The following is a 25,827-nucleotide window of genomic DNA, read 5'->3' on the forward strand; positions in this document are numbered from 1 at the left end:
ATTGCTCCTTTACACTGTTTTTAATAATGCAGGTTCAGAAACTACTGGTTTTACTAAATCAGTATTCTTATATGAAACTAATTTAATAATAGGTTTCGCGATTTGAGACACTGTGCCCGCTACGAGAAGAACAGGTATCCATTGCGCGAGCGTTAACGGAACGGTATGGAATATACGAGCTAACGCAGGTACATATATAGCTGATAATAATACGAGCCAAGACGTTCCTAACGCTGCAATAAAGAAACGGTCTTTTGACCAATCACGAATTGTTTCTTCTGATCCCTCTTGTCTCCAAGAGAAAGTTTGAATGAGCTGCCCGGCAACTAAAGCTGCAAATGCTGATGTTTGTGCTACTGGAAGAGGTACTCCAGCCGCTAAACTAATACCAAATACAGCGAGCGAACCTACCCCAAGCAATACTCCTCTTGTAATAACTTTTTTGTACAAATCTTTATCAACAATATCTTGGCGTTTCGTTTGCTTCGTTTTGTTTCCAGGGTTTACAGCTAAAATCATCGCTGGTAAAGCATCGGTAATAAGATTCATTAATAAAATTTGAATTGGCACTAACGGAATTGGCATTCCCGCTATAACAGCAGCACTAGTCACTAACACTTCCGCTAAATTCCCCGTCAATAAACAACCAACTGCTTTACGAATATTTCCGATGATTGTTCTACCTTCTTTTACCCCTTCAACAATTGAACCGAAATGATCCTTTTTCAAAATCAAATCAGCAGCTTCTTTCGTAACTTCTGTTCCGGTTTGCCCCATCGCAATACCGATATTCGCCTTTTTTATAGCCGGTGTATCATTTACACCATCTCCAGTCATCGCGACGATTTGACCGTCGGATTGGAAGGCAGTTACAATTCGTAATTTGTGAGCCGGGGTAACACGAGCAAACACAGATGTGTTTTTCACAACTTCTTTTAATTCTTCATCTGCCATGCTATCAATTTCTAATCCCGTTAAAACACGATCTTCACGATTCCAAATTCCAGTTTGTTTCGCAATAGAAATCGCCGTAGTCGGATGATCTCCCGTAATCATTACTGGCCTCACACCTAACTCAATCGCTTCACGAATACTCTCTTCCACTTCAGGTTTTGGCGGATCGATCATACCGACTAATCCAACAAAAGTAAGATCATCACTTTCGCCATTGCTGTACGCAAAACCTAATACTCGTAATGCTTGTTTTGCAAACTCTTCATTTTGTTGCAAAATAACTTCTTTTTGCTTATCACATAACGGATATATTTGACCGTTATCTTGATACCATTTACAACGAGTAAGAATCGCCTCTACAGAACCTTTTGAGAACTTATATAACCCTTCAGCGTTACTCTCTTTACAAACAACACTCATAATTTTCGTCTCTGAATCAAATGGTTCTTCATGATGGCGTTCAAACGACGCCATACCTTCCTGTAATGCCCCCGCTTTCGAAGCTAAGCTTAATAAAGCTCCTTCAGTCGGATCACCTTTTACAACCCACAAATCATCTTCCTGCTCTAATTTACTATTGTTACAAAGGACACCAATCTGAAGAATACGAGCTAAATCTGGATTTTCTAGCGGCATATTTTCCGTTTTATGATAAATAGCCTCTTCTATCTCCGTATCTACAGCAGCAGCGACTTTAGATGAAGTTACATCAGCAATCGTCCCTACTGGTTCATACCCATCACCGGTTACACTCCATAAACGATTCGGCGTAGCAATTACTTTAACCGTCATTTCATTTTTCGTAAGAGTTCCCGTTTTATCAGAACAAATAACCGTCGTTCTGCCAAGTGTTTCTAAACTCGAAAGCTTTCGAACGAGCGCATTTTGCTTTTGCATACGGAATATACCCGCACTTAAAGCAATCGTAATCATAATTGGTAATCCTTCCGGAACAGCAGAAGCAGTAAGAGCAACCGATGTTGTAATCATTTGCGTAATTGGCAGTCCCCTTAGTAGCCCCGCCACAAGTACAAGACCGCCAGCTACAAACGCTCCTTTAATAAATGTTTTACTAATAGATGTCACCTTTTGCTGCAGCGGCGTAGGCTCTGTTTCTTCCCCTTTCATTAAGGAGATCATATAGCCCATCTCTGTATGCATACCTGTTTCCACTACAATTGCTACCGCTTTACCTCGTGTTACAGACGTCCCCATAAAGAGCATATTGTTTCGTTCTGCTAACGAACACTCTTCTAACACAGCGTCCGCTTTCTTTTCAACTGGAAGTGATTCTCCCGTTAACATCGCTTCGTTAATTTCTAAGTTCCAAGAGTTAACAACGCGAAGATCAGCAGGTACACGGTCTCCCGCTTCAAGGCAGACAATATCTCCAGGAACGAGTTCACTACTTGATATTTCTATTTCCGCTTCTTCTCGTATTACTTTACAAATAGGGGCTCGGAATTGATTTAAAGCCTCAACTACCTTTTCCGCCTTCCGCTCTTGAAGCGTCCCAATTATTGCATTTACAACGAGAATTGTCCCCATCGCTAATCCATCGAACCAGCCACCAGATACAACAGATAATCCAGCTGCTCCGAGTAAAATAAGCGATGTAAATTCTTTAAATTGGCCCATAAACGATACAATCCAAGGAACTGACGGTTTCGGTTCAATTTGGTTCATTCCGTATTCTTCTTTTCGCATATTTACTTGTGCATTACTTAATCCATATTGCTTCTCAACTTGTAATCTATTCATTACTTTTTCTTGATTAAATGTATACCACGGAATTTGATCTTGTTTGGCAGGAATCACTTTTGGCTGAGAAGAATCCATTTTCGACAATTCTCCATAAGAAAATATCTTCTCGCTCATTCTTTTCGCCCTAGATACAAACGTTAACGATAAAGCATTTGCAAATAAGGCGATTACAGGTGCTGTGAATATAGACCAAACCGCTAACATCTCTCCCACCACATTCCACACTTTCGCTGCGCGGAAATGCTCATTCACCAACATATTGATTCGGTTTGCATACGCTGTAGATTGAGAGATATTTTTTATTTCTTCAAATGATATAGTCGGAAAATCGGTATTTTGATCAGTTGCAAATAATACCTCTTCTCCATTTGAACGAAGCAATTTTACCCGTTCGACAGCATCACCCTGCTGCCAGCTATCATCCACACCATAATGAGAAAGAATGTTACGATTTACATGTAAACTATTTTGCAAAACGCCTATACTCCATTTGTTTTCATGTAACCCATTCACTACTTCTTTGAATTCAGGAATAATAGTAACCTTTGATCCAACTAGTAGACCGAGGCATTCTTTATTTTTAGCGACGTACTGAACTTGGAATCCTTCTTTTTCAAGCCTCTTCGCTTCCAGCTCATACGCACTTATATCTACACCATTTCGCTCGGCAAAATCTTTACTTCCGAAAAAGGAAGTTATTCCTTGAATTTCACCTTTTATTCCTTCATTCTCTACTTGAACTTCAAACGCTTTTCTTAACGTTCTTCCAGTTTGCGTAGCCCGTTGCACGACTTCCTCTTTCCATACATGCTCACTTTTCTCAATAAGAGAAGCCACCGTGCACCAAACTTGCCCTTCATTTTCATCTTGCGAAATACAACTCATCCCCTCTGCTGAGGCCTGGAATATACGAGATGTATCATCTAATACTATCTTTTTTGTTCGAGACAATTGCGATAACGACCCACCGCTTGGAATGACATATCCTCTTTCTCTCGCGACGAGGTCACCTTGTCGCCACGCATATTCTGCCGATGAGACAGCTGGTTTCGGATTAGCCGCTAACAACACTGCCATTCCACGCAAAGGATTTCTAGTGAAGGCCCAAGTTGCTCCTCCAAAAATCATTCCCCACTTTGATTGTTTTTCACTATACGCTTTAATCTCTGGCGAGAGGAGATTTTCTTTATACGCTTCATTTTCTTCGTTTATGTTTGCTTGACTACGCTTCCAATTCAAGTAGTTTAATAGACTAAGGCCGGCAAGCACGACAATATTCTCCCGCGCAAGCGCAAGTGCAAGAGTCCCTACACCAAGTACAAGATCAGAATTCACCTTTTTGCTAGCAACCATTTTCTTAAATCCTCGTTTAAGAAACGGATAACCCGTCACAACGGATAAAGCTCCGGATGCGTAAAAAAGACCCGGACTTCTAGCTAAAGCTGATCTACCCATAAGTAATTGTTTTATGCCGAAAGCACCTAATCCGACAACTGAGAGCGCTAACGGTAATGGCACACCTTCATCCTTTTTTCTATGAACAGTGGCAGAATCACGAGAAACTACACTAGATGAACAATCTATTAATTCCTTCTTTTCGTCACTGTTATTTGTACTACTTTTCTTTCGCTTCGTCACTTGTTCTTCTATAAGCTGAATTATTTTGCAAATGTTATGTAGAGATGTCTTGTTGGTATCGTAAGTAATAAGGGCTCTCCCTGTAGAAATTGAGGGCCGTACTTGATAAATACCTTCCTCTTGACTAAATCGATCTAATATCAAGTTCGCCATGTTCTTATTGTATTTTAGCTTGTAAATTTCAATTCGAATTCTTCCAGGTAACGATCGTATAAATCTCGCTTTTAATGATTTACTTTGCATCATCATCCTCCTTATCGTCTTGAAGGAAGTAAAAAGATTTATTGCTCATGTAGTACTTAAGGACTGACGGGCAAATTTTCATAATCTATATTTTGCTCAGAATGATACGCATTTACACGAGAAACCCATTTTTCCTGGAATTTAGAAATTGTATTTGGAACAGCTTCTACCGCTCCTATAATTGGTGATACTGTTTTCACAGCCACTTTACGTGCCGCTTCTTTCACTTTTGGCAAAGCTTCTTCCATTTCTGAACCAGCACTTTGCATTTGTTCTTTCGCACCAAGAAAGGCTGATACTGTTTTTACTGCAAGTTTTCGTAATCCCTTTCTCGCTTTCGGTGACGCCAATATAACCGCTGCTACCCCAACCGCTATACCGATTGGTGATTTCATAAATCGAAACATGTACATTTCTCCTCACTTAATTTTTTTCAAATCCGCAAAATAAAACAAACCTATACAGCTAAGTACACATATAATCCACTTAACCACATCCTTTTTTTGTAAAAAGTATATATTGAGTATATATTTTTGTTTGTAGTATTTCAACAAATTATTAGTTTTTTGTAAATTTTATGTTAATTCTGAAATTTTTTTGTGAACTTTTCTATTCTTATGCAAGGATACAGGTAATATATTCCATGTTATTCTTACTCAATTGTTGAGATTATATTGAGAATTCATTTTGTTTTTTTACAAATTACAAACTAAGACATGCACTTTTATGAAACAAATTTTATATACTATAAAAAATGCCTCAGGGAGTGATTTTCATGAGCTTATCCTATTGGAAATACGCTATTCTTAATCATATCACTGCAAACTTTCGTACCTTCTTATTCAATATCATTGTCGCTATTTTAGGTGAAATCGCACTCTTTCTTGTCCTCAGTTTTATCCCAAAAAGATTTCATAAATTTTTCGCATAAAAAAGCCTGAGTTCCTATCTACTGTAGAACTCAGGCCACTTAGCTTTATTAAATATAGGGGACTTGTTACATAGTGCTTACTTGTGTTTATATTCGCGCCTCTCAATACCCCATCTTGTATTATAAGAAATATATCAGCGATTCTTTCAATATATCGATTTACCAACAAATTCCGACATGGTGAAAATGAAAAATACCAAGGCATGATTTACGAATCACCGTACTTCCTTTTATTCATACTCAATATAATAAGAAACGCAATCGCTATTACAACTAAAAAGCGAACTGGATTAAACGGTGATAAATAAAAGAGATCATCTCAAGTACCATTAACCCTATCTCAATTTGAAACAGCTCGGCCATCGCTTTATTTCCCAATCGCTATAAACATTTTTATAATAGCAAACACTACAAATAAAAAGACACTTAACGCAATAATAAAAATCGCAACATTCATGAAATACATCTCTTGTATGTAAAATTTATTTGATAAGAGTATAAAATCTTTTACACATCATATAAAACATCTTTTACAAAAAAAGACGACCGAAAATTCTTCCGGTCGTCTTTTCCTATTTACTTCGGAGCATTCCCTACATATTGCGTAATATCAACATTTAAAGCTTGCGCTAAGCGCATTCCATACTCTTGATCTGCACGGAAGAAGTTACAAACAGCTAGTAATTTTGTGCGTTCATTTACGTCTTTTAAGTCATTTGTTAAATTTGCAATTAAGTTGTCTTGCTCTTCTTTAGAGAATGAACGGTAACGCTCACCCGCTTGCTTGAAGTCATTTGGTTTGTCAATTTTTTCACGAGATACATAGCCTTCTACATTCATAGTTGAATCATGGTAAGTTGGGTCTTCAACTGGATTTTCAGCATGACGGCTCGGTTCGTAGTTAATTGTAGATGGATTTTGATTAATTTGCATCGCACCATCACGTTGTTGGTTGTGAACAGCTGCATACGGGCAGTTAACAGGAATTTGTAAGTAATTCGCACCAAGGCGGTAACGCTGTGTATCTGGGTAAGAGAATAAACGACCTTGCAATAATTTATCTTCAGATGGTTCAATACCATTTACAGTTGCACTTGGAGAGAACGCCACTTGTTCTACTTCCGCAAAGAAGTTTTTCGGGTTACGATTTAACGTCATCGTCCCTACTTCAATTAATGGGAAACGATCTTCTGGCCATACTTTCGTCGGATCTAATGGATCGAAATCTAAAGAATCCGTTTCTTCTAGTTGCATCACTTGTACGTGTAAATCCCACTTCGGATAATTTCCTTTTTCGATTGCATCGAACAAGTCACGAGTTGCATGGCTGAAGTCTTTTCCTTGTACTTCTTGCACTTCTTTCGCATTTAAATTACGTACACCTTGTTGTGGTTTCCAATGATATTTAATGTAAACAATTTTTCCTTCTGCATTAATCCATTTAAATGAATGGACACCGAAACCTTCCATTTCACGGTAGTTTGCTGGCGTTCCATAATCAGAAAATACCCATGTCATCATATGTGTAGATTCTGGAGTTAACGTCATGAAATCCCAGTAACGATCTGGTGTTTGAACATTTGTATCAGGTGCTGGTTTCAAAGAATGCACCATGTCCGGGAATTTAATTGCATCACGAATGAAGAAAACTGGTAAATGGTTACCTACGATATCGTAGTTCCCTTCTTCTGTATAAAATTTAACAGCGAACCCTCGTGGATCACGCGCTGTTTCTGGAGAACCTTGACCATGAATAACCGTTGAGAAACGAACGAATACAGGTGTTTCAGTTCCTTCATTTTGTAAAAACGCTGCTTTCGTATATTGCTTCATGCTGTTTTTCGTTACGAATACACCGTGAGCACCTGCACCACGTGCATGCACAACGCGCTCTGGAATACGTTCACGATCAAAGTGAGCCAGTTTTTCTACTAAATGATAGTCTTCTAACAATACCGGTCCACGGCGACCGGCTGTACGAGAATTTTGGTTATCTCCAACCGGAGCACCTTGGTTTGTTGTTAAGCGATTATTTGGATTAGTCATGGGGGATCCTCCTCTTTCTTTCCTAGTAATTATTATTTATTTAAAATTATTATAAACTAATTATTATTCAAAAATAAATCCTTGTCAACTATTCCCTTCATTTTTTTGGAAACAATTTCAGCTAAGCAATCAATAAATACAGATTGTGAATTAGGCATATTCGGTCTAAAATATGCAGCATTTAATTCATCAGTTACAACTTTACATTCATAATCGTTGTCATATAAAACTTCTAAATGCTCTGCCACAAAGCCAACTGGACAATATACGAAAGATTCATATCCATGTTCTTCATATAAATCTCTCGTTAAATCTTGCACATCTGGCCCAATCCATGGATCAGGGGTATTTCCTGCACTTTGCCAACCCGTTGTATAATGCTTTATACTGGCTTCTGCCGCAATTAAATCCGCTGTCTGCTGTAATTGCTCTACGTAAGGGTCTCCATCAGCAATAATTTTCTCCGGTAAACTATGTGCAGAAAAAATAACAATTGCCTTCTCTTTATCTACAATGTTAGCAAACGTTTCTTCAATTTGATTTGCCCAATAAGAAATAAACTTCGGTTCATCGTACCATTGCTCAATCGGTTCAATAACAGGCCCACCTATTTCTTTTGATAGGCGAATTGCACGGTCATTATACGCTTGAATGCTAAATGTAGAATAGTGCGGTGCTAATACGATACTAATCGCCTGCTCAATTCCATCTTTCTTCATCTCTTCTACTGCATCTTCAATAAACGGAGTAATATGTTTTAAACCTAAGTAACAAACAAATTCATACTCTGTATACATTTTATTCAATGAATCTGTTAATTTATGTGCCTGCTCTTTCGTTATTTTTGCAAGTGGTGAAATTCCGCCAATCGCTTTATAGCGCCCGATTAAATCTTGAAGCGCTTCTTCAGACGGCTTACGCCCATGACGGATATGTGTATAATATGCCTCTACATCATCTAATGACTCCGGCGTTCCATATGCCATTACAAGCAAACCTATTTTCTTCTTCGTCATCTATATAACACCTCAATTTTGTCCCGCGTTAACGGGCAGCAAGACTCCCACCTCAAAGTTCGGCGAGTGCAAAAAATTTAGCCGGGAGATCAACTGCCCCTAAACGCCCGATTAGTTCAACTAATAATCAGTGGGGATGCCCCCACTGATTAAAGTTTCACCTTATAAATGAGAATCCTTTTCAAGAACATTTGTTTCCAATTATAACAAGTAATAATAAGTACGTCAAAATAATTATTCTAAATAAGTATTATTTCTAATATGATTTTGAATTTTATATGACAATTTTTTTAATAAAATAGCGGCTCACATAAGTGTAAGCCGCTTTTCTTCTATTCCTTAATATTTACCCCATATTCTTTAAACCAAACATGAATTTGTGCTAAATGGGCTAAAAGCTGAGGTCCAGTCATTAATTGACCGAACCAAGGCGATTGGAATGCACTTCCGCCAGACTCAATCAATCCACTCAGCTGCTCTTTATCGAATAGTTCGTGTAAAATTGATCCTTTATCCGTTAATAAATCTTGTAGCCATACTGTTACTGCTTTCGTATAGTATGGATTATGCGTTTTCGGATACGGACTTTTCTTTCTATACAATATATCATTTGGAAGTAATCCTTCTAATGCCTTACGCAATAGACCTTTTTCGCGGTTTTTATACATTTTCATTTCCCAAGGAATATTCCACGCATATTCGACAAGTCGGTGGTCCGCAAATGGAACGCGTACTTCTAAGCTTGCCCCCATACTCATACGGTCTTTTCTGTCTAATAATGTTGTCATAAACCAAACCATGTTCAAATAAAATAATTGTCGTCTCTTTGCTTCTAGCGGGCTTTCTCCCTCTAAAATCGGAACTTCTTGAATGGATTCTTCATAGCGTTGTTGCACATATTGTTGTAAATTTAATTTATTTCTCCATTCTTTCTTTAGAAGTTGTTCGCGCGCCTCTGTAGAGCGCATCCACGGAAATGCACTTGATTGTAAATCATCTTCTCTATAAAACCACGGATAGCCACCAAATATTTCATCTGCACATTCTCCAGATAAACCGACGACAAAATCTTGTTTTATTTCACGGCAAAACCATAATAATGAAGAATCAATATCTGCCATACCTGGCAAATCACGAACGAGCACTGCTTCTGTTAAATACTGTGCTAGTTGTTCATTTGAGATGACACAACGGTGATGGATTGTTTGAAATGTCTCAGTCATTAAATTAATAAATGGAGCATCTGAATTGGGCTGAAATGCATTCGCTTTAAAGTATTTTTCGTTATCTTCATAGTCAATAGAATACGTGTGCAATTGACCTTTCCCTGATCTTTCATATTCTTTTGCGGCAATTGCTGTTATTGCACTTGAATCTACACCGCCCGATAAAAATGTGCATAACGGTACGTCAGAAACGAGTTGCCTTGTAATTGCATCTTGTAATAAAAAGCGTGTTTTCTCTACTGTTTCTTCAAAGGAATCTTCATGTGTTTTACTTTCTACATTCCAATATCTCCATATACATAAACCGTTCTTTGAAAATGTCATCGCATGGCCTGGGCGCAATTCTTTAATACCAGCATAAATACCATGACCAGGCGTTCTAGATGGTCCAAGACCGAATATTTCTGATAATCCTTCTAGCGTTACTTCCGCCTTCACCTCTGGATGCGCCAGTATCGCTTTTAACTCTGAACCAAATAATAATCGTCCACTATCATATTTATAAAAAAGCGGTTTTACACCTAATCGATCTCTTGCAATAAACACTTGTTCTTTCTGTTCATCCCATACTGCAAACGCATATATACCGTTTAAATGATCGACACATTCTTCTTTCCATTCGATATAAGAAGCTAATAATACTTCCGTATCAGAATGACCTTTGAATGTGTACCCTCTTCTTAACAACTCCTTCCGAATGTCTTCTGTGTTATACAGTTCACCGTTATAGCAAATGGCATAATTCGTTTCATCCTTTAAACAGGTCATAGGCTGTTTACCACCTTCAGGATCTACAACGATTAACCGTTTATGCCCAAATGCGACGTTTCCTTTTATCCAAACTTTGTTATCATCTGGACCACGTTTCGCTAGCGTTTCCGCCATTTTCGTCACGACGTCCCTTTCCCCTTCTAATGAGCGCTTATAATCCACCCATCCTGTAATCCCGCACATAAGAATCATCCTTCCTAATCTAATATCTGTTTCTAAACGTGCAGTAATCCCCACCCTATGAGTGCGGATACATAAAAACAACAAACTTGACGATAACTAACTATTCATATATGGAATAGCAGTTTCACAGTGTAAAGCGTGTTTTATTGTATGCCCACCTCTCTTTAGGTGTGTCTAGTTATAAAGAACGTACGAACTGTCCATAACAAGAATAACTATTTCTATAAAAGGAGAAATGAACTATGGTACAACGCAAACATATTTTGTATAACCAGCCGCGCGCTCATACAGTCGGTAATGTAGAATATATAAACAATGAATGGGTATTCTTTGATGATGAAAATGATGAAGCATTTTTATTAGAAGATATTATCCAAGATGGCTTTGAACTTTTGTATAACAACAATTGGCTACCAGCCCGTTTCTATGAACAAGATGTATTACAAATCGCCAACGAACAGCATCATTTGCAAAATGGAGAAATGATACGAATTAGAAAAAAATTACTTCTTAGCTATAATGAATGGCTTGAGGAGTTACCTGACTCTGTCTTTACATTATTAACTGAGGCATTACAATCGCTTCATTACTCTTTATATGATTGCATGTATTGTCATAATTATTTATCCTTCTTGCCGAAAGAGGAAGCATGCGAAGGAGTAAATATTCTTTTATTTGATAATGAAGAGATGATTTGTACACTGCAGCACCATTTCGTTCGTCACGCTATGTCAAATAAAAACATGTTCCGTTTTACGAAAGTAAACGGAGAAGAGTTACATATTGATGCAACATAAAGTGAAACTTTAATCAGTGGGGTATCCCCCACTGATTATTAGCCCTCATCAATCGGGTATTTACGGGATAAAATAAAAATAAAACCACCTTATCTCCCAAACATTTGAGATCATAAGGTGGTTTTATTTTTATTTGAATACGTACCAGCCAAGCGGTAATTTTAGTCCTAAGTATAATACCGCTACTAGCGCGACAATAAATAAGCCCCAAACCGCCCCTGTTGGTTTGTTTTTGCTCATTTTTACAAGAACCATTTCCATTCCACCGATAACTAAAATACCAGCTAGCATTTTCATGCCATACCACATGTGCATGCTACCTGTCGCCGTCTTCACAATACTCATGTACAACATGAAACCTGTCACAATAATGATAATATACATAAGGCGAAGCCCCATATGTACACCTTTACCTTTTCTTCCTGCTGAATAAAGTGAATACGCAACGAAGAATAAAATTAATCCTAACGCCCATGCTGTAATATGCATATGTATCATCGTATCCCTGCCTCCTCTTTTTCACTCTATATGATAACATGTTCATTTATTTTCAGGAAATGTTTCGCTTTTTTACATTTAAATGCTATAATATTTAGAGTATTTACAAACTTCTTGTAATAACAAAAGGGGGAACAATCATGATTCAAACTAAGGATATTATCGAACTTACAGACACATACGGAGCAAATAACTACCATCCACTTCCAATCGTTATTTCTAAAGCAGAAGGCGTTTGGGTAGAAGATCCTGAAGGAAACCGCTATATGGACTTATTAAGTGCATATTCTGCAGTAAACCAAGGTCATCGTCATCCAAAAATCATTAACGCTTTAATTGACCAAGCTAATCGAGTTACGTTAACTTCTCGTGCTTTCCATAGCGATCAATTAGGTCCTTGGTACGAAAAAGTTGCGAAACTAACAAATAAAAATATGGTACTTCCTATGAATACAGGCGCAGAAGCTGTTGAAACTGCAATTAAAACAGCTCGTCGCTGGGCTTACGATGTGAAAAAGGTAGAGGCAAACCGTGCAGAAATCATCGTTTGTGAAGATAACTTCCACGGACGTACAATGGGTGCTGTTTCTATGTCATCAAATGAAGAGTACAAGCGTGGATTCGGTCCAATGCTTCCTGGCATTATTGTAATTCCTTACGGTGATTTAGAAGCGTTAAAAGCTGCGATTACACCAAATACAGCTGCATTCATTTTAGAGCCAATCCAAGGTGAAGCAGGAATTAACATTCCACCAGCTGGTTTCTTAAAAGAAGCTTTTGAAGTATGTAAAAAAGAAAACGTTTTATTCGTAGCAGATGAAATCCAAACAGGCTTAGGCCGTACTGGTAAAATATTTGCTTGCGACTGGGACAATGTAACTCCTGACATGTACATACTTGGTAAAGCACTTGGCGGCGGCGTATTCCCAATCTCTTGTGTTGCAGCAAACAGCGACATTTTAGGCGTATTCGAGCCAGGTTCTCACGGTTCTACATTCGGTGGTAACCCACTTGCATGTGCTGTTTCTATCGCAGCTCTTGAAGTATTAGAAGAAGAAAAGTTAACAGAGCGTTCTCTTCAATTGGGAGAAAAATTAGTTGGGCAATTAAAAGAAATTGATAACCCAATGATTACTGATATTCGTGGTAAAGGTTTATTCATCGGTATCGAATTAAACGAGCCAGCTCGTCCTTACTGTGAACAACTAAAAGCAGCTGGTCTATTATGTAAAGAAACACACGAAAACGTAATTCGTATTGCACCACCTCTAGTAATCTCTGAAGAAGATTTAGAGTGGGCATTCCAAAAAATTAAAGCTGTACTATCTTAATCATAGTGGGGTTGTCCTAAAATATAGGACAACCCCTTTCTTTTTTTAGTAATTTACCGTAAAATAAAATTGAATATTCCGTCTTCTTAAAAAAGGGGGTAACTGTATGCTGTTGAAATACGGTAAACATATTAACTATTTAGCTACAATTTTTATTTCTATGGCATTCATCGGCTTCATATTATCTACAACTTTACTCAGTCATTATTCAACTCCTAATACATTCACACTACTTAAAACATCATTTTGGACTGCTGTTTTCCTTACAATTATCGGTTTTGGCCGCGAAAGAAGCGCAATTGCAGTTATGCTAATTGGAATTTGCACTTTAGCATTAATCGGATTGTATATTTTCGCCATTATAGATTACTCTGTTAATCCGCGACCATAGAAAAGAGCTATCTTATGAAAGATAGCTCTTTTTCATTTCACAATATTTCTAAGCGTACCAATTCCCTCTACTGTAATAACAACTTCATCACCAGCGTGCAAAAACTTCGGCGGTGTAAAACCTTTACCAACACCAGCTGGTGTCCCTGTTGCAATGATATCTCCCGGCTCTAATGTCATGCCTTTACTTATAGTTGAAATAATTTCTTCTACTGAAAAAATCATTTCTCTCGTATTTGAAGTTTGCCTTACTTCTCCATTTACCACCGTTTCAATGTGTAATTCATTCGGCGTTCTAACCACCGATTTATGAATTAAATACGGTCCCATCGGACAAAATGTATCGAAACTTTTCCCTAGGAAAAATTGTTTATGTTTCCTTTGAATATCCCGAGCAGTTACATCATTTATAACTGTATATCCAAAAACATGGTCAAGAGCTTTTTCTATTTTTATTTGTTTCCCTCGCTTACCAATAATGATTGCTAGTTCCCCTTCATAGTCCAGTTCATTCGTTGCATGAGGGTGACCATTAATTTGCTCATCAATTCCGATCACTGTTGTTGGCGCTTTTGTAAAGATCATTATATTTTCAGGGATAGACTCTACTCCGCCCATTTCCACCGCATGCTCACGATAGTTCTTTCCAACACAAAGAATATTTTTTCTCGGCCTTGGAATCGGTGCTAATATTTTCACTTCTGCTAACGGATAATACGCCGCTTCCGCATTTTCCTTCGCCCAATTTACAATATCGTACACCTTCTCAAGGCATTCACTTCCTCTTTCAATACACTCTAACATAGTAATCGGGATCGTAACCTTTTCCCCTTTTTGTCTTTGCGCTTCTCTTAAATGTAAGACTCTATCTTCCTCTTCATCCACAATACCTACAAATACCTTTTCTTCTTTCTTAGCCGTTACAAAACGCAATATTTCCACTCTCCATCCTAAAACTCATACCCTTTAATTGTATTCGCATCCTTAAGAAAAAAACCTTCTTATACACGCTAATTTTTACAATATTCAACCATTATTATATTTGTTCCTCATCCGTTATTTGACATAAAATGTAGAAATTATACTTTTTTTAGCGAAGATGTTTCTTTTTTATGGGATTTTTGTATAATATGTACTACATATATACATAAAATTTATTGAGAGATGGAGCCGATTTCAATGTTTGAGCAAGCTATCGAAAAAAAACGCGAAAAAATGATCTATTTTGCTGAACGCTACGGAATGACTTCTCAAAAAACAGTGGATTGTAGCCAAGAACTGGACAGGCTCTTAAATGTTGTTTGGCCTATACACACAGATTGCACACACACTCAAATGTTCGAAACACATACGCAATAACGTATGTGTTTCTTTTATTTCAAAAAAATACACATTTTATTGAAAACGCCCATACAATAGTAGAAAAGAAAATTTTAAAAACGAAAGGTGTTTTGTATGCCAGCTATGGTCGGACATATTCGTATCGTTAATATTGGATCAAGTGGTATTTTTCACATTGGAGATGTATTTGCGATTAGGCCTATTAGTTATTCACGCGCTTTTGCTGGGGCCGGCTCCTTTAATGTTGGGGATAACGTCTCTGTCTACAATTATCAAAGTTCAACGACTGTCAATGATTCAGATGTAATCGATCAAGCAATAATTGGTTCGAACTAAAGGAGGCGATTGCTTTGAATTTTTATGTGAACCAAAGTATCATCATTAACAGCATTAAAATCGATAGCATTACGACCTCTTCCGTTTTTCAAATTGGAACTGCAGGTAGTATTAAGGCTCTTTCTAAATTCTCAAATACTGGCGGATTTACAGAGCCGCTTCGCCCTTTAAGTGCGAAAGGACAAATTATTTCCATTAAGCCTTCAACTAGTTCTTCTTAGACCAGCATTATCATAAATATATAGCAGTAATATACCCTCCCTATTGAAAAGGAGGTTTCACAAAATGAATCAAGATATATATACTTACCTAAACCAACTTCAGCAAGCTCTTCAAATACAGCAGCAAACTATTCTAAATCTTGAAGATCAAGTTCGCCTACTACAAGAAGAGCTTAATGAGTTAAAAAGTCGTCCCTCCTCTTCTATAGGAAAAGTGGAATATAAATTCGATCAATTAAAAGTAGAAAATTTAAACGGTACTTTAAATATTGGCTTGAATCCATTTTCAACAAAAGGGCAACAAATTGAAGATTTTCAAGTGGATACAGAAACATTAAAAGTAAATCCTGAAACAGAAACAAATCCAGACTTTTATCAAGGTATCCTCCAAGAAATGCATCGCTATTTAGATGAAGAAGCATATAGTCGAATTCTCCATTTTGAACAAGAAGAGAGAACGCCGCTTGATGAGATGTATCGACAAATGATGGTGGATGACATAAAAAAACAGATGGAACATAGACTTCCATATTATTTATCACAAGTTCAATCGTATGAGGGTATTTCCACAGATCCCGATTATTTACGAGACATCATTATTCAAGCGATGAAACAAGATATTGACAAGGCGTTCCTTTCCTTTATTCAACACATACCGGGCAATTTCCGAAAGGAGTGAGTATGTATGAATTTAAATGTTGTAAACCGCGAGTTAAAAGTAGGCCAGATTAAAATGAACGGGGTTTCTTCTTCCGCATTATTTTTAATTGGAGATGCAAACCTCCTCATCCTTTCTTCTATTCTTGATACGCCATTCGAATCCGTTACAGAGGGACCATTTGTACCATTAGTAACAGATGTCCCTCCGACTCCAGGTTGAGGAGAGGGAAAATTATGCTCCGTCATACTTCAATAGTACAAAATGTTTCTATCATTTCTATGGGGGTTGCAGCTGTCTTCCAGGCCGGGGATGCTAATCAAATAGAATTAAAAAATAGAGCGCTTATCGTTCATCGAGAAATCCCTTGTTATATAAAAGGTGAAGGTCGTTTTGATGCGTTTGAAATCTTTACAGATGAACACATTACAATTCCAAAGCGAACAACAGATGTAAAAATGAACATTGTAAATGAGTGCCCTTTCATTGAAGTAAATGATGTTCACTTGCGAACAATTTTAAATTCCGCGTGCTTCCAAATTGGCAATGTTGACTATGTTTTTAATAATTCTCGTACGCTACAAATCCGCCAATTTATTACTGATGAACCTTCCCCTAAATAATTCATATAGTAATTAAAAAGCTTAGTAAAGTAGGTGGATGGTATGCCTTCGGTTGTAGGAAATCTTGTCGTTCAAAACAGTAACGGCTCTTTCAACTTAGGAGATTTTTATAACGTGTCTCCGAAAGAAAATACGAAAGCTTATAACGGCTCTGGGGCTTCCAATGTCGGATTTGTCGTCAACACTTTTAACGGCGTTAGTGCAACAAATACATTCGATTCGGACGTTGCAGACCAAGATCAAATTGGAACAGCGTAAAAAAGAAACAGCTTTTAGCTCTATTTTGTGTAGAGCTAGGGCTGTTTCTTCTATTTTTAACATCTTACATATTTACGTTTGAATCCGAGTCTTCCTCTATCAAGTTCTTTATGAATACTTTCGTGAGCATTTAGAAAACTGCTTTTCTTATTGTCCCGTTTTAGCTCCACTATGCCTACTTCCTTTGCAGTTTCAACTGCCTTTTCATGTAGCGGCACATATGAAATCCCCACGGTGTTTAGAAAATTATTCATAGCGGATTTCGTACGTTCTGGCGCAACATGAATTGCATTTTTTACAACTTCTAGCATATTGGCAATCTTACTTTCGGAAAATTCATGGTCTTTTCGATTCCCTAAAAGCCAGCAGTAGCAACTCCAACCCGCTGACATTCTTAGTTCGTCACCACTTGCAATCCATTTATCAGCCACGTCTTGTGCAAAATCTGATTCAGATAAAGTTACTGCCACCACATAATCGGACAACATATAAAAGTACGCCCCATCCATCCAACGATTAAAATCCGATTCGTTCATAGTTTTTGGATCTGCAATAATGCCTGCAAAGTACATCGCATCATAGTTACCTGTAGCATAAAGCTCTTCAGCTAAACTTTGATTGATTTTTATTTTCTTCGCGATTGGTTTCATAGCACCTGTAGCTACTCCAAAAAGTGGCTCCTTTGCACCATTGGATATGTATATTTTTTTAGTCCGTTCCTTGCCGAGAGTTTCAAGCTCTTGCATTACTGTTTCGAAATCCATAGTATTGCACTTCCTTTCTTACTATTATAATCAATTCACTTATATTCTTTATCAAGTTCTCTACACTTCATAAATTCATCTGTTAAAGCGTTTTGCCCATCGATTTAAGATTTTCAAAATGAGATTTCGTTATACGCGTTTATCCGGCTAATTAATACCAATTATATAAACTAATCATTAGTTAAGATGCTACTCCTCACTAATGATTAGTTTTTCTTTATTTAAATGATAATCCCTTATCTACTAAAGCCGCTCTCAATTTAGGTAAAGATGCCGGTCCTATACCGTGCAGTTTCAAAATTTCTTTTTCACTGTACTTTGAAAGTTCTTCTTCAGTGTGAACTCCATAGTGTTCTAACGCTCGCCTTGCTGGTGCTGAAAGAAGAGAAAGAAAGCCTTCTTTTGGCTTTCTCTCTTTCTCACAGGTTGGACAAGTTGGGCAATCGCTACTTTTATAATACTCGTGTCCTTGATCACAAGTTCTTAACGTCGCCATACTCCATAACCTCTTTCTAAGCTCTATTCCTCAACCTTTACAACATGGTTCCCATCAAAGAAGTATAAACACTTCTCTTTCACAGGATGTTTTAAGCTTTTCTCGAGTGCTTTTGCATATAGTGAAAGCTGCACTTTGTATCGGTTTTCTAAAATTGGTTTCGCTTGATCAAATCCACCTGGAAACTTTCCTTCAATCGTATCTGTTTTAAAGTCGATTAAAGTAATTCCGTCTTCCTCTTCGATCATACAGTCGATAACCCCTTGGACAAGTATTGTTTCGCCTTTCTTCCCTTGCCAATCTTGATACGCTTCTTCTGCTGAAAGCATCATCGTAAATGGTACTTCACGCTCAACACTTTTTGCTGCTAGTACCCTTTTTCCTAAGTCACTATCAAAGAATGAAATGACTTTTTCAATCGCTATTTCTTCAGCTTGTTCAAATGTTAATAGTTCTGTATTTACCATTCTTGCAATTTGTTCTTGAAGAACTTCAATCGTAATTGGTTTCTTCAAATCTACATGTTGCATAACGGCATGGACTGCTGTCCCTCGCTCAGCGTACGTTAGTCCTTTTTTCTCCATAAAGCGCGGACGTGTTTTAATTGGTGCACGAAGTTTTTTAATAAAGGCGTTATCGCTACCTTCTTCAGACTGATAATTTCTCTTTATTTCTGTAACAGATTGTTTCGCACGGTGCGATGTTGCGTCCTCATACCCGTATTCCCACATTAATCTATCGTACACTTCTTCTTTCCGTTCACTTTCTAACGGAACAGCCTTTTTCTCACGAAGCGCTTCTAACAATTCTTGTTTCTCTTCTTGAACTGGTTCTGGTGCAAGTAAATCTTTTCCGTCAACAACTTCTACTTTCCAGCTAGTGTCATACTCATAAATATCACCTGGAATATTTCCTTGTCCTAGTTCAAGAAGCATTTCACTATCACGGTGTCTATATAATGAAGGTGCAATCCAGTCTAAATAGCAAGACGCTCCGGCACGTATATGGTCTGGTAATAACCATTCACTATGCTCCCGCGCATCGAGCCATTTTTCCATTTCCTTATTGGCATCCTTAACTGTTCCGATTAAAATTAGCTTCTCTTTTGCACGCGTTAACGCTACGTATAATACGCGCATTTCTTCCGCAATTAATTCCATTTTCATTTTACGCTTAATCGCTAGTTGTGATAATGTCGTATATTTAATTCGTTTACGAGGATCGATAAATTGTGAACCGAAACCGAAATCTTTATGAAGTAAGAAGCGTTTCATTAAATCTTGTGTATTAAAGCGACGACCAAGTCCAGCTACAAATACGACTGGGAACTCTAGCCCTTTACTTTTATGAATCGTCATAATGCGAACAACGTCTTCTTGTTCTCCAAGAGCTCTCGCCGTTCCCATATCATCTCCGCGTTCTAAAATACGCTCAATAAAACGTAAGAAGCGGAATAATCCTCTAAACGATGTTGCTTCATATTGTCTTGCACGGTCATATAGTACGCGTAAGTTTGCCTGCCTTTGCTTTCCGGCTGGTAAACCGCCGACAAAGTCGTAATAGCCTGTCTCACCGTACACTTTCCAAATTAAATCGGAAAGTGATTGTTGTCGCGCAAATTCACGCCACCCTTGCAGTAGGTTATAAAACCACTCTAATTTATCATGCAATTCTTGTTCTTCTTCAAGCGGTGCTCCTTTTAAGAATGAACTCATCACTTCATAAAATGAACCTTTCTTTCCGTGAGCACGAAGCGTTGCAAGTTCTTCGTCATTCAATCCAACGATCGGTGAACGAAGTACAGCTGCAAGCGGAATATCTTGCATCGGATTATCAATAACGCGGAATACGTTCATCATAATATTTACTTCTGTCGCTTCAAAGTAACCAGTCGCAAGGTCAGCATATACCGGAATTCCTTGTAATTTTAACTCTTCCATAATTTGCGGCGCCCACGGCATGGAGCGAAGTAAAATAACGAAATCACGGTATTGTACTTGGCGCATACTATCAGTTTTACGATCATACACTTCATAACCTGAATCGACCATTGCTTTAATACGCTGCGCCATAAGACGAGCTTCAAGCTGTGCTTTTTCTACTTCGGCACCTTCTTCTCCGTCTTGCACTTCTTCTTCTGTTTGCTGAATACATAATAGCTCTGCCGCTACATCTCCACCTTCTGGATAGCTAGCACCTAGCTTTAATTCAGCGTCAGCATCATAATCAATTTCTCCGACTTCTTCGCCCATAATTTGTTTGAAGATAAAATTCGTACCAGCTAGTACTTCATGACGGCTACGGAAGTTTTTCGCTAAGTCAATCTTCATTCCGCCGTCTAATCCTTCTTGTGTGAATCGTTTGTATTTCCCTAAAAACAGTCCTGGTTCTGCTAGTCGGAAACGATAAATTGACTGTTTCACGTCACCTACCATGAACAAGTTACCTTCACTCTCAGAATCTTTCGTTACGAATTTGATAATTGATTCCTGTACGAAGTTCGTATCTTGATATTCGTCGACTAGTACTTCAGCAAATTTATTACGATATTGAAGCGCTACTGCTGATGGCTTCATCTCACCATTTTCACTTTGTTCACTTAAAATTTGTAAACAGAAATGCTCTAAATCTGTGAAATCGACCATTCCTTTATCTCTTTTAATCGCTTGGAAACGCTCTGTAAATACTTTTACAAGCTTCACGAGTTTTTCTAATACAGGATGCATATCTTGAAAATCTCGTAAGAAACTTTCAGGTCTGCGGCTAAATAGTTCTTCTTGTAATTTCTTTACTTCATCTTTCGCTTTATTACGAAGAGAATCTACTTGTTTTACAACATCTTCGTTGTAATCACTTTTCTTAATACGCTTTAGCGTTTGCCACGATACGTTTTGCATCGCTTCATAAACGCTTGTCCATGACCCACGAGCTGCTGAGGATAACGTTCCAAGTAAAGCTAAATCCGCTTGTAACGTTTCAACGCGAGGCGCCGGACCGTCAGGAAGCATTGCGAGTTCAGTCGCTTTACGAATATGCTCTTCCGCTGTTTCCAGCTGGAATTTCACATCTTCCAATAAGTAAGAAGCGTACACTAAATCTTCAATCGTCTTTCCTTCCACGTCGTATGCTTCTACTAATTTATCAAGCCATTTTTCCGGGTTTGGATGCGCTCTTGATTCTGTATGAAGCGCTAAAATCATTCGTTGTAAGTCATCGTCACTACGATCGCTCGTATAACGATCAACGAGTTCAAAGAAAATACTATTATCTTCGATTCCATACTCTTCTTCTAATATGTCATCTAGCACTTCTTCTTTTAACAATTCATTTTCTGTTTGGTTCGCAATACGGAAACGAGGATCGACATCAAGCATGTAGTAGTATCCTCTAATCACTTGTAAACAAAATGAATGGATTGTTGAAATGGAGGCTTTATTTAATAAGCTAAGCTGCTTTCTTATATGCTGTGAACCTGGCCCATCAATTAATACTTTTTCTAACGCTTCTCCAATTCGATTTTTCATTTCTTGCGCCGCTGCATTCGTAAATGTTACAACGAGCAGGCGGTCGACATCGACTGGATTTTCCTCACTTATAATCTTTTTAATAATACGTTCAACTAATACTGCTGTTTTCCCTGATCCTGCTGCTGCCGCGACTAAAATGTCACGTCCGTTCGCTACAACCGCTTTCCACTGGTCATCTGTCCATTGACTACCTTCTGGTTTCTGAGGCCAATTTTCTATCATTCTCCGCCAACCTCCTCTCTAATTTTCTCCATTGCTTCGCTATCTTTCATATCTTTTAACGTACGGAATTGATTATCTTCAAGTGATTCATCAAACTGACAAACAGATTTAAAGTTACAGAACGTACAAGCCGCTTTATTCCCCTTTTTGTAAGGAGCAATATCGATAACACCTTCTGTGATGTCTTTTCCGATATTTTCAAACGAGTGGTGTACATATTTTTGAAGTACGTTAAATTCTTGTTCACTTGCAATGCTAGAACGCGCACTAAAACTACCATCTTTTTTCAGACCAGCAGAAATAATATCAGAGCTTCCTGTTGAAAGTTTATTATCCATTAAACGAACAACGTCAGCATCTCCTAGTACGAGCCCTTTCATTTTAAATTTCTTTAAAATTTCTTTCTCAATTTCTTCTTCAGATGCATCGCCTTTCATCTCAACAATCGGGTTATGAATATGGAAATACAATACACCCGCCGGTGATGCAGTACCACCCTTTTTCATCCACGTATGTGCATTTGAAGTAACAACATCTAAATACGTTAACATTTGAAGCGCGAGTCCGTAATACACTTCTGTTAAATCTAACGCTTTCGAACTTGATTTATAGTCAATAATACGAAGGAACGTACCACTCTCATCTTCCGCCTTATCAACACGGTCAATACGGCCCACTACTTCCATCTTCACACCATTTGGCAACGCAAATTCCATTGGCGGAAGCGATCCAGTCCCGCCCATACCGAACGGTACCTCTAAATCAACTGGTACAAAACCACTAGACTTCGCATGTTCACGAAGAATAAGTGATGTACGGAAAATGATTTGTTGTAGTTTTTGTTTTAAATAGAAATGACGGTTTGAACTTAATAAAATTTGTCTTTGTAATAATGGTGCAATTTCTTCTATTACTAAAGTAGAAAGATGCTCACACTCTTTTATTGATAAATCTGCCCAAGTACGGTTTTCACGTAATAACCTGTCTGCAATTCTCTTCAGCGCTGCATGGAATAGTTCACCGATATCTGGCGCATCAAGTTTGAAAATATCACGCTCTCTTAGCGATAAACCGTGCTGTGCGAAATGAGCGTACGCACAACGGTTAAATAATTCCATACGAGAAACGCTTCCCTTAATTGTATCTCCATATAAATCCCTACTTACAGCTGTACTTAATTTCTGTGCACGATTTCGGTAGAATAAACTCGATAACACGCGGCTACTTTTTTGCTTCCATTCATCGGAAGTAACGTAGAAGTTATATACATCCCACCAAAAGTCTAAATTACCTTCAAATCCGTATCGCTTCCATGTTTGCAGCTGCTGCATGACATAAGACAATGTCACTTCTGGCGTTGCCACGTATGAAATTTGTTCCGAACGTGATAAGTCATTTACGTCATTTGTAATAAATGATTCTTTCACATCAGGGAACATTCTTTTTATTTTCTTAATAAAGCTAGACGCAAGTAATGTCTTCCCTTCCTCATCTGCAAGCGGACAAGAAATGTATACCTTCTCCGATGCCCTCGTCACCATTTGATACATAACGAACTGTTCTTCTAATAAAGTTTGTCTCGTCGTTGGTGCTAATTCGATACCTGCAGCGGTGAGAACATTTCTTTCCTCATCAGAAAGCATACCTTCATCCATAGGCGCTGCTGGAATCACACCTTCGTTTACTCCAATAATGAACGTCGCTTTAATATTGGATAATCTAGAATGATCAATGTTAGCAACTAACACTTGATCTAATGACGGCGGAATGTTCGCAAATTGAAGTGCCTCAAGACCTGTCGACATAACCTCCGTGAACATAGATAGTGACATTTTCTCCTCACCAAGCATCTCAACGAACGTATCAAGAAGATTCATCACTTCTTCCCATACTTGCTCATGGTCTGTCGCAAATAAGAAATCTCCATTTTCTTCTGCACGAACACGTAATTCTTCTAGTTTTTTCGGAACGTCAAGCTCCTCTAAAAATAAATATACCGCTTCGCACATTTGCATAACTGTTCCAGCACGCTTCAGTCTTTTTTGCATACGAATAACTGGCGTTCTTACAACGTCACGAAGTCGATTTATTTTCTCTTCCATTTCACGTTCACTATCTGTTATCATTTCGCTCGCATCATCAAGAGAACGATAGCGGCGATACATCCACGGATCTTCAGAAGTCCATCTCTTCCCTTGTACACCGTATGCTAAACAATAGTTTTCGAACTCATCCATCTCTTCGCGCATCGCTTCTTTTTTTACACCTAATGGATATAAAAGCTCTGTTTTCACACAGCGGAATACCGCATCATAACGCCAATTCCCGCTAATAATCTCTAAAGCCGAACGAATACATTCTACTAGCGGATGATGTGACATCGGGCGTTTTTCATCGATGAAATGCGGGATATTATAATCCGTAAATAACGTTCGCATTACATCGTAATAACTTTCACCATTACGAAGAAGGACTGCGATATCTCGGTAACGATAGTCTTCAGCCGCCACAAGTCTTCGAATTTCACGAGCAACACCTTCTATTTCAGCCCGTAAATTAGCTGCTGTACTAATTGTCACACTCGCTTCACCGTGAAACTTTTCATTTGGACGCGCTTCGTAATGCATTTCTAAATGTGCTAATGCTTGCGAATGAAAACGAGGCTGTTCCATAAGTGGAATTGTTTTTTCAACCTCTATTTTCTCTTCACGCGCTACTTGTTTTATTCTTTCATACGTTAACGTCGTTTCATAAAATAAATCTAGTTCATTCACTGGCTGCGCTAACGTTTTTTCATCTATCGTTAATGTTATTGTTACTCTAGTTCCTAATCTCATTAGCCCTCTAACGATTTCTAGCTCTTGAGGGGAAAATGAATGGAATCCATCTATATAAATTTCCGCGTCTTTTACATACTCAGAGTCTGAAAGCTTCTCAATTAATAATTGTAAGTAGTCTTCTGAATCTAAATATTTTCCGATTAAAGCACGTTCAAAATCATCATATAGTAACTGTAAATCATACACTTTATTCGCTAGTAGCTTTTGCTCTGCACTACTACTATGCGCATCTAATTGTTGCCACATTTCATATACGTTAGATGGCGTCACATTGTAACGTTTAAACTCCGCAATCATACTACCAAGATGTTCAAAAAAGCCGTTTTGCTCCGCTGCTTTTTGAAACACAGATAGTCCATCTTTACGAGATTCTACAATTTTACGAAGCAACATATGTACACCAGCTTCATCAATATGAAGACGACTCGCTCCGCCAACTTCTTGCAGCACCTTCCACGCTAATCGCGAAAAACTAAAAACTTGTGCCCGAATAGAACCTCTTACCTCTTCGCTCCCAATTAACGCCTGCTGCGTTTGGAATGTCATCTGTTCTGGCACAAGATATAATATTGTTTTCCCTCTTGGGCGCTGCTTTAACTCTTCTTGCACTTCGTGTAAACAAAGTGTACTTTTTCCACTTCCAGCTCTACCAATCACAAATCGAAGTGACATGTAACCCCACCTTTCACTTACATAACGAACGTTAGTTTGCTACCATAATTGTATTATAGGACACGAAAAAAGACAAACCGA

At 38.1% G+C, this 25,827-nt stretch carries 21 protein-coding genes and 1 pseudogene; 10 read left to right on the plus strand and 12 right to left on the minus strand.

All coding sequences use genetic code 11. The annotated features are described in order from the left end of the window. Nucleotides 1-9: 9 nt before the first annotated feature. From SJY24_RS24655 to asnB, 6 genes and pseudogenes are all read right to left on the minus strand, one after another. On the minus strand, nucleotides 10-4,599 hold the full coding sequence (locus tag SJY24_RS24655; RefSeq protein WP_377866512.1) for a cation-translocating P-type ATPase: 4,590 nt from the start codon (nucleotides 4,597-4,599) through the stop codon (nucleotides 10-12). Nucleotides 4,600-4,655: 56 nt separating this feature from the next. After that, the gene (locus SJY24_RS24660; protein ID WP_048369714.1) at nucleotides 4,656-5,006 is read right to left on the minus strand and encodes a YtxH domain-containing protein; all 351 of its coding nucleotides are present in this window, start codon (nucleotides 5,004-5,006) and stop codon (nucleotides 4,656-4,658) included. 732 nt (nucleotides 5,007-5,738) lie between these two features. Beyond that, a pseudogene (locus SJY24_RS24665) lies at nucleotides 5,739-5,987 on the minus strand (hypothetical protein). Between the two features lie 119 nt (nucleotides 5,988-6,106). Continuing rightward, nucleotides 6,107-7,576: a catalase KatB gene (gene katB / locus SJY24_RS24670; protein ID WP_377866513.1), complete on the minus strand. Its 1,470-nt coding sequence runs from the start codon at nucleotides 7,574-7,576 to the stop codon at nucleotides 6,107-6,109. A gap of 56 nt (nucleotides 7,577-7,632) precedes the next feature. Beyond that, nucleotides 7,633-8,592: a ferrochelatase gene (gene hemH / locus SJY24_RS24675; protein ID WP_377866514.1), complete on the minus strand. Its 960-nt coding sequence runs from the start codon at nucleotides 8,590-8,592 to the stop codon at nucleotides 7,633-7,635. A 332-nt stretch (nucleotides 8,593-8,924) separates the two neighbouring features. After that, a complete protein-coding gene (gene asnB / locus SJY24_RS24680) occupies nucleotides 8,925-10,772 on the minus strand; it encodes an asparagine synthase (glutamine-hydrolyzing) (protein ID WP_377866515.1) in 1,848 nt (615 codons plus the stop codon). Between the two features lie 242 nt (nucleotides 10,773-11,014). Between asnB and SJY24_RS24685 the strand changes: the two genes are divergently transcribed. Beyond that, nucleotides 11,015-11,569, plus strand: coding sequence for a DUF2777 domain-containing protein (locus SJY24_RS24685; RefSeq protein WP_377866516.1), 555 nt, complete (start codon nucleotides 11,015-11,017; stop codon nucleotides 11,567-11,569). 129 nt (nucleotides 11,570-11,698) lie between these two features. On the opposite strand, the gene SJY24_RS24690 is transcribed toward SJY24_RS24685, so the two are convergent. After that, nucleotides 11,699-12,067 (minus strand): YisL family protein, encoded by a 369-nt coding sequence (locus SJY24_RS24690; RefSeq protein ID WP_002149884.1) that lies wholly within the window; start codon nucleotides 12,065-12,067, stop codon nucleotides 11,699-11,701. 140 nt (nucleotides 12,068-12,207) lie between these two features. Between SJY24_RS24690 and rocD the strand changes: the two genes are divergently transcribed. Further along, entirely contained in the window at nucleotides 12,208-13,398 is a 1,191-nt protein-coding gene (gene rocD, locus SJY24_RS24695; RefSeq protein WP_377866517.1) for an ornithine aminotransferase, read from the plus strand. Nucleotides 13,399-13,504: 106 nt separating this feature from the next. Next, nucleotides 13,505-13,789 (plus strand): hypothetical protein, encoded by a 285-nt coding sequence (locus SJY24_RS24700; RefSeq protein WP_377866518.1) that lies wholly within the window; start codon nucleotides 13,505-13,507, stop codon nucleotides 13,787-13,789. A 32-nt stretch (nucleotides 13,790-13,821) separates the two neighbouring features. Here the strand turns inward: SJY24_RS24700 and SJY24_RS24705 are convergent, their stop codons facing one another. Further along, the gene (locus SJY24_RS24705) at nucleotides 13,822-14,721 is read right to left on the minus strand and encodes a fumarylacetoacetate hydrolase family protein (RefSeq protein WP_377866519.1); all 900 of its coding nucleotides are present in this window, start codon (nucleotides 14,719-14,721) and stop codon (nucleotides 13,822-13,824) included. A 246-nt stretch (nucleotides 14,722-14,967) separates the two neighbouring features. Between SJY24_RS24705 and SJY24_RS24710 the strand changes: the two genes are divergently transcribed. The 7 genes from SJY24_RS24710 (at nucleotide 14,968) to gerPF (ending at nucleotide 17,225) form a co-directional block, all read left to right on the plus strand. Further along, entirely contained in the window at nucleotides 14,968-15,147 is a 180-nt protein-coding gene (locus SJY24_RS24710) for an aspartyl-phosphate phosphatase Spo0E family protein (RefSeq protein ID WP_002087032.1), read from the plus strand. Nucleotides 15,148-15,243: 96 nt separating this feature from the next. After that, complete coding sequence (gene gerPA / locus SJY24_RS24715) at nucleotides 15,244-15,465, plus strand: spore germination protein GerPA (protein ID WP_001111190.1); 222 nt, start codon at nucleotides 15,244-15,246, stop codon at nucleotides 15,463-15,465. A 14-nt stretch (nucleotides 15,466-15,479) separates the two neighbouring features. After that, entirely contained in the window at nucleotides 15,480-15,686 is a 207-nt protein-coding gene (gerPB, locus tag SJY24_RS24720) for a spore germination protein GerPB (RefSeq protein ID WP_002116962.1), read from the plus strand. A gap of 64 nt (nucleotides 15,687-15,750) precedes the next feature. Beyond that, nucleotides 15,751-16,365: a spore germination protein GerPC gene (gene gerPC / locus SJY24_RS24725; protein ID WP_098763178.1), complete on the plus strand. Its 615-nt coding sequence runs from the start codon at nucleotides 15,751-15,753 to the stop codon at nucleotides 16,363-16,365. Nucleotides 16,366-16,371: 6 nt separating this feature from the next. Continuing rightward, nucleotides 16,372-16,566, plus strand: coding sequence for a spore germination protein GerPD (gerPD, locus tag SJY24_RS24730; protein WP_001052805.1), 195 nt, complete (start codon nucleotides 16,372-16,374; stop codon nucleotides 16,564-16,566). Between the two features lie 14 nt (nucleotides 16,567-16,580). Next, nucleotides 16,581-16,967 carry a spore germination protein GerPE gene (locus SJY24_RS24735; RefSeq protein WP_377866521.1) on the plus strand — a complete coding sequence of 129 codons (387 nt, stop codon included), beginning with the start codon at nucleotides 16,581-16,583 and terminating at the stop codon, nucleotides 16,965-16,967. A 42-nt stretch (nucleotides 16,968-17,009) separates the two neighbouring features. Continuing rightward, the gene (gerPF, locus tag SJY24_RS24740; protein WP_001141566.1) at nucleotides 17,010-17,225 is read left to right on the plus strand and encodes a spore germination protein GerPF; all 216 of its coding nucleotides are present in this window, start codon (nucleotides 17,010-17,012) and stop codon (nucleotides 17,223-17,225) included. A 56-nt stretch (nucleotides 17,226-17,281) separates the two neighbouring features. On the opposite strand, the gene SJY24_RS24745 is transcribed toward gerPF, so the two are convergent. The 4 genes from SJY24_RS24745 to addB form a co-directional block, all read right to left on the minus strand. Then, on the minus strand, nucleotides 17,282-17,989 hold the full coding sequence (locus tag SJY24_RS24745; protein ID WP_377866522.1) for a DNA alkylation repair protein: 708 nt from the start codon (nucleotides 17,987-17,989) through the stop codon (nucleotides 17,282-17,284). 217 nt (nucleotides 17,990-18,206) lie between these two features. Beyond that, nucleotides 18,207-18,485, minus strand: a complete 279-nt coding sequence (locus tag SJY24_RS24750) for an RNA polymerase alpha subunit C-terminal domain-containing protein (protein ID WP_377866523.1) — start codon at nucleotides 18,483-18,485, stop codon at nucleotides 18,207-18,209. A gap of 23 nt (nucleotides 18,486-18,508) precedes the next feature. Further along, nucleotides 18,509-22,234, minus strand: coding sequence for a helicase-exonuclease AddAB subunit AddA (gene addA, locus SJY24_RS24755; RefSeq protein WP_377866524.1), 3,726 nt, complete (start codon nucleotides 22,232-22,234; stop codon nucleotides 18,509-18,511). Continuing rightward, on the minus strand, nucleotides 22,231-25,746 hold the full coding sequence (gene addB / locus SJY24_RS24760; protein WP_377866527.1) for a helicase-exonuclease AddAB subunit AddB: 3,516 nt from the start codon (nucleotides 25,744-25,746) through the stop codon (nucleotides 22,231-22,233). Before addB ends, addA begins: the two co-directional genes overlap by 4 nt. Nucleotides 25,747-25,827 lie beyond the last annotated feature (81 nt).

This window comes from Bacillus sp. R86525 (genome assembly GCF_042466195.1).
In the GTDB taxonomy this organism is placed as follows: Bacteria; Bacillota; Bacilli; order Bacillales; family Bacillaceae_G; genus Bacillus_A; species Bacillus_A nitratireducens.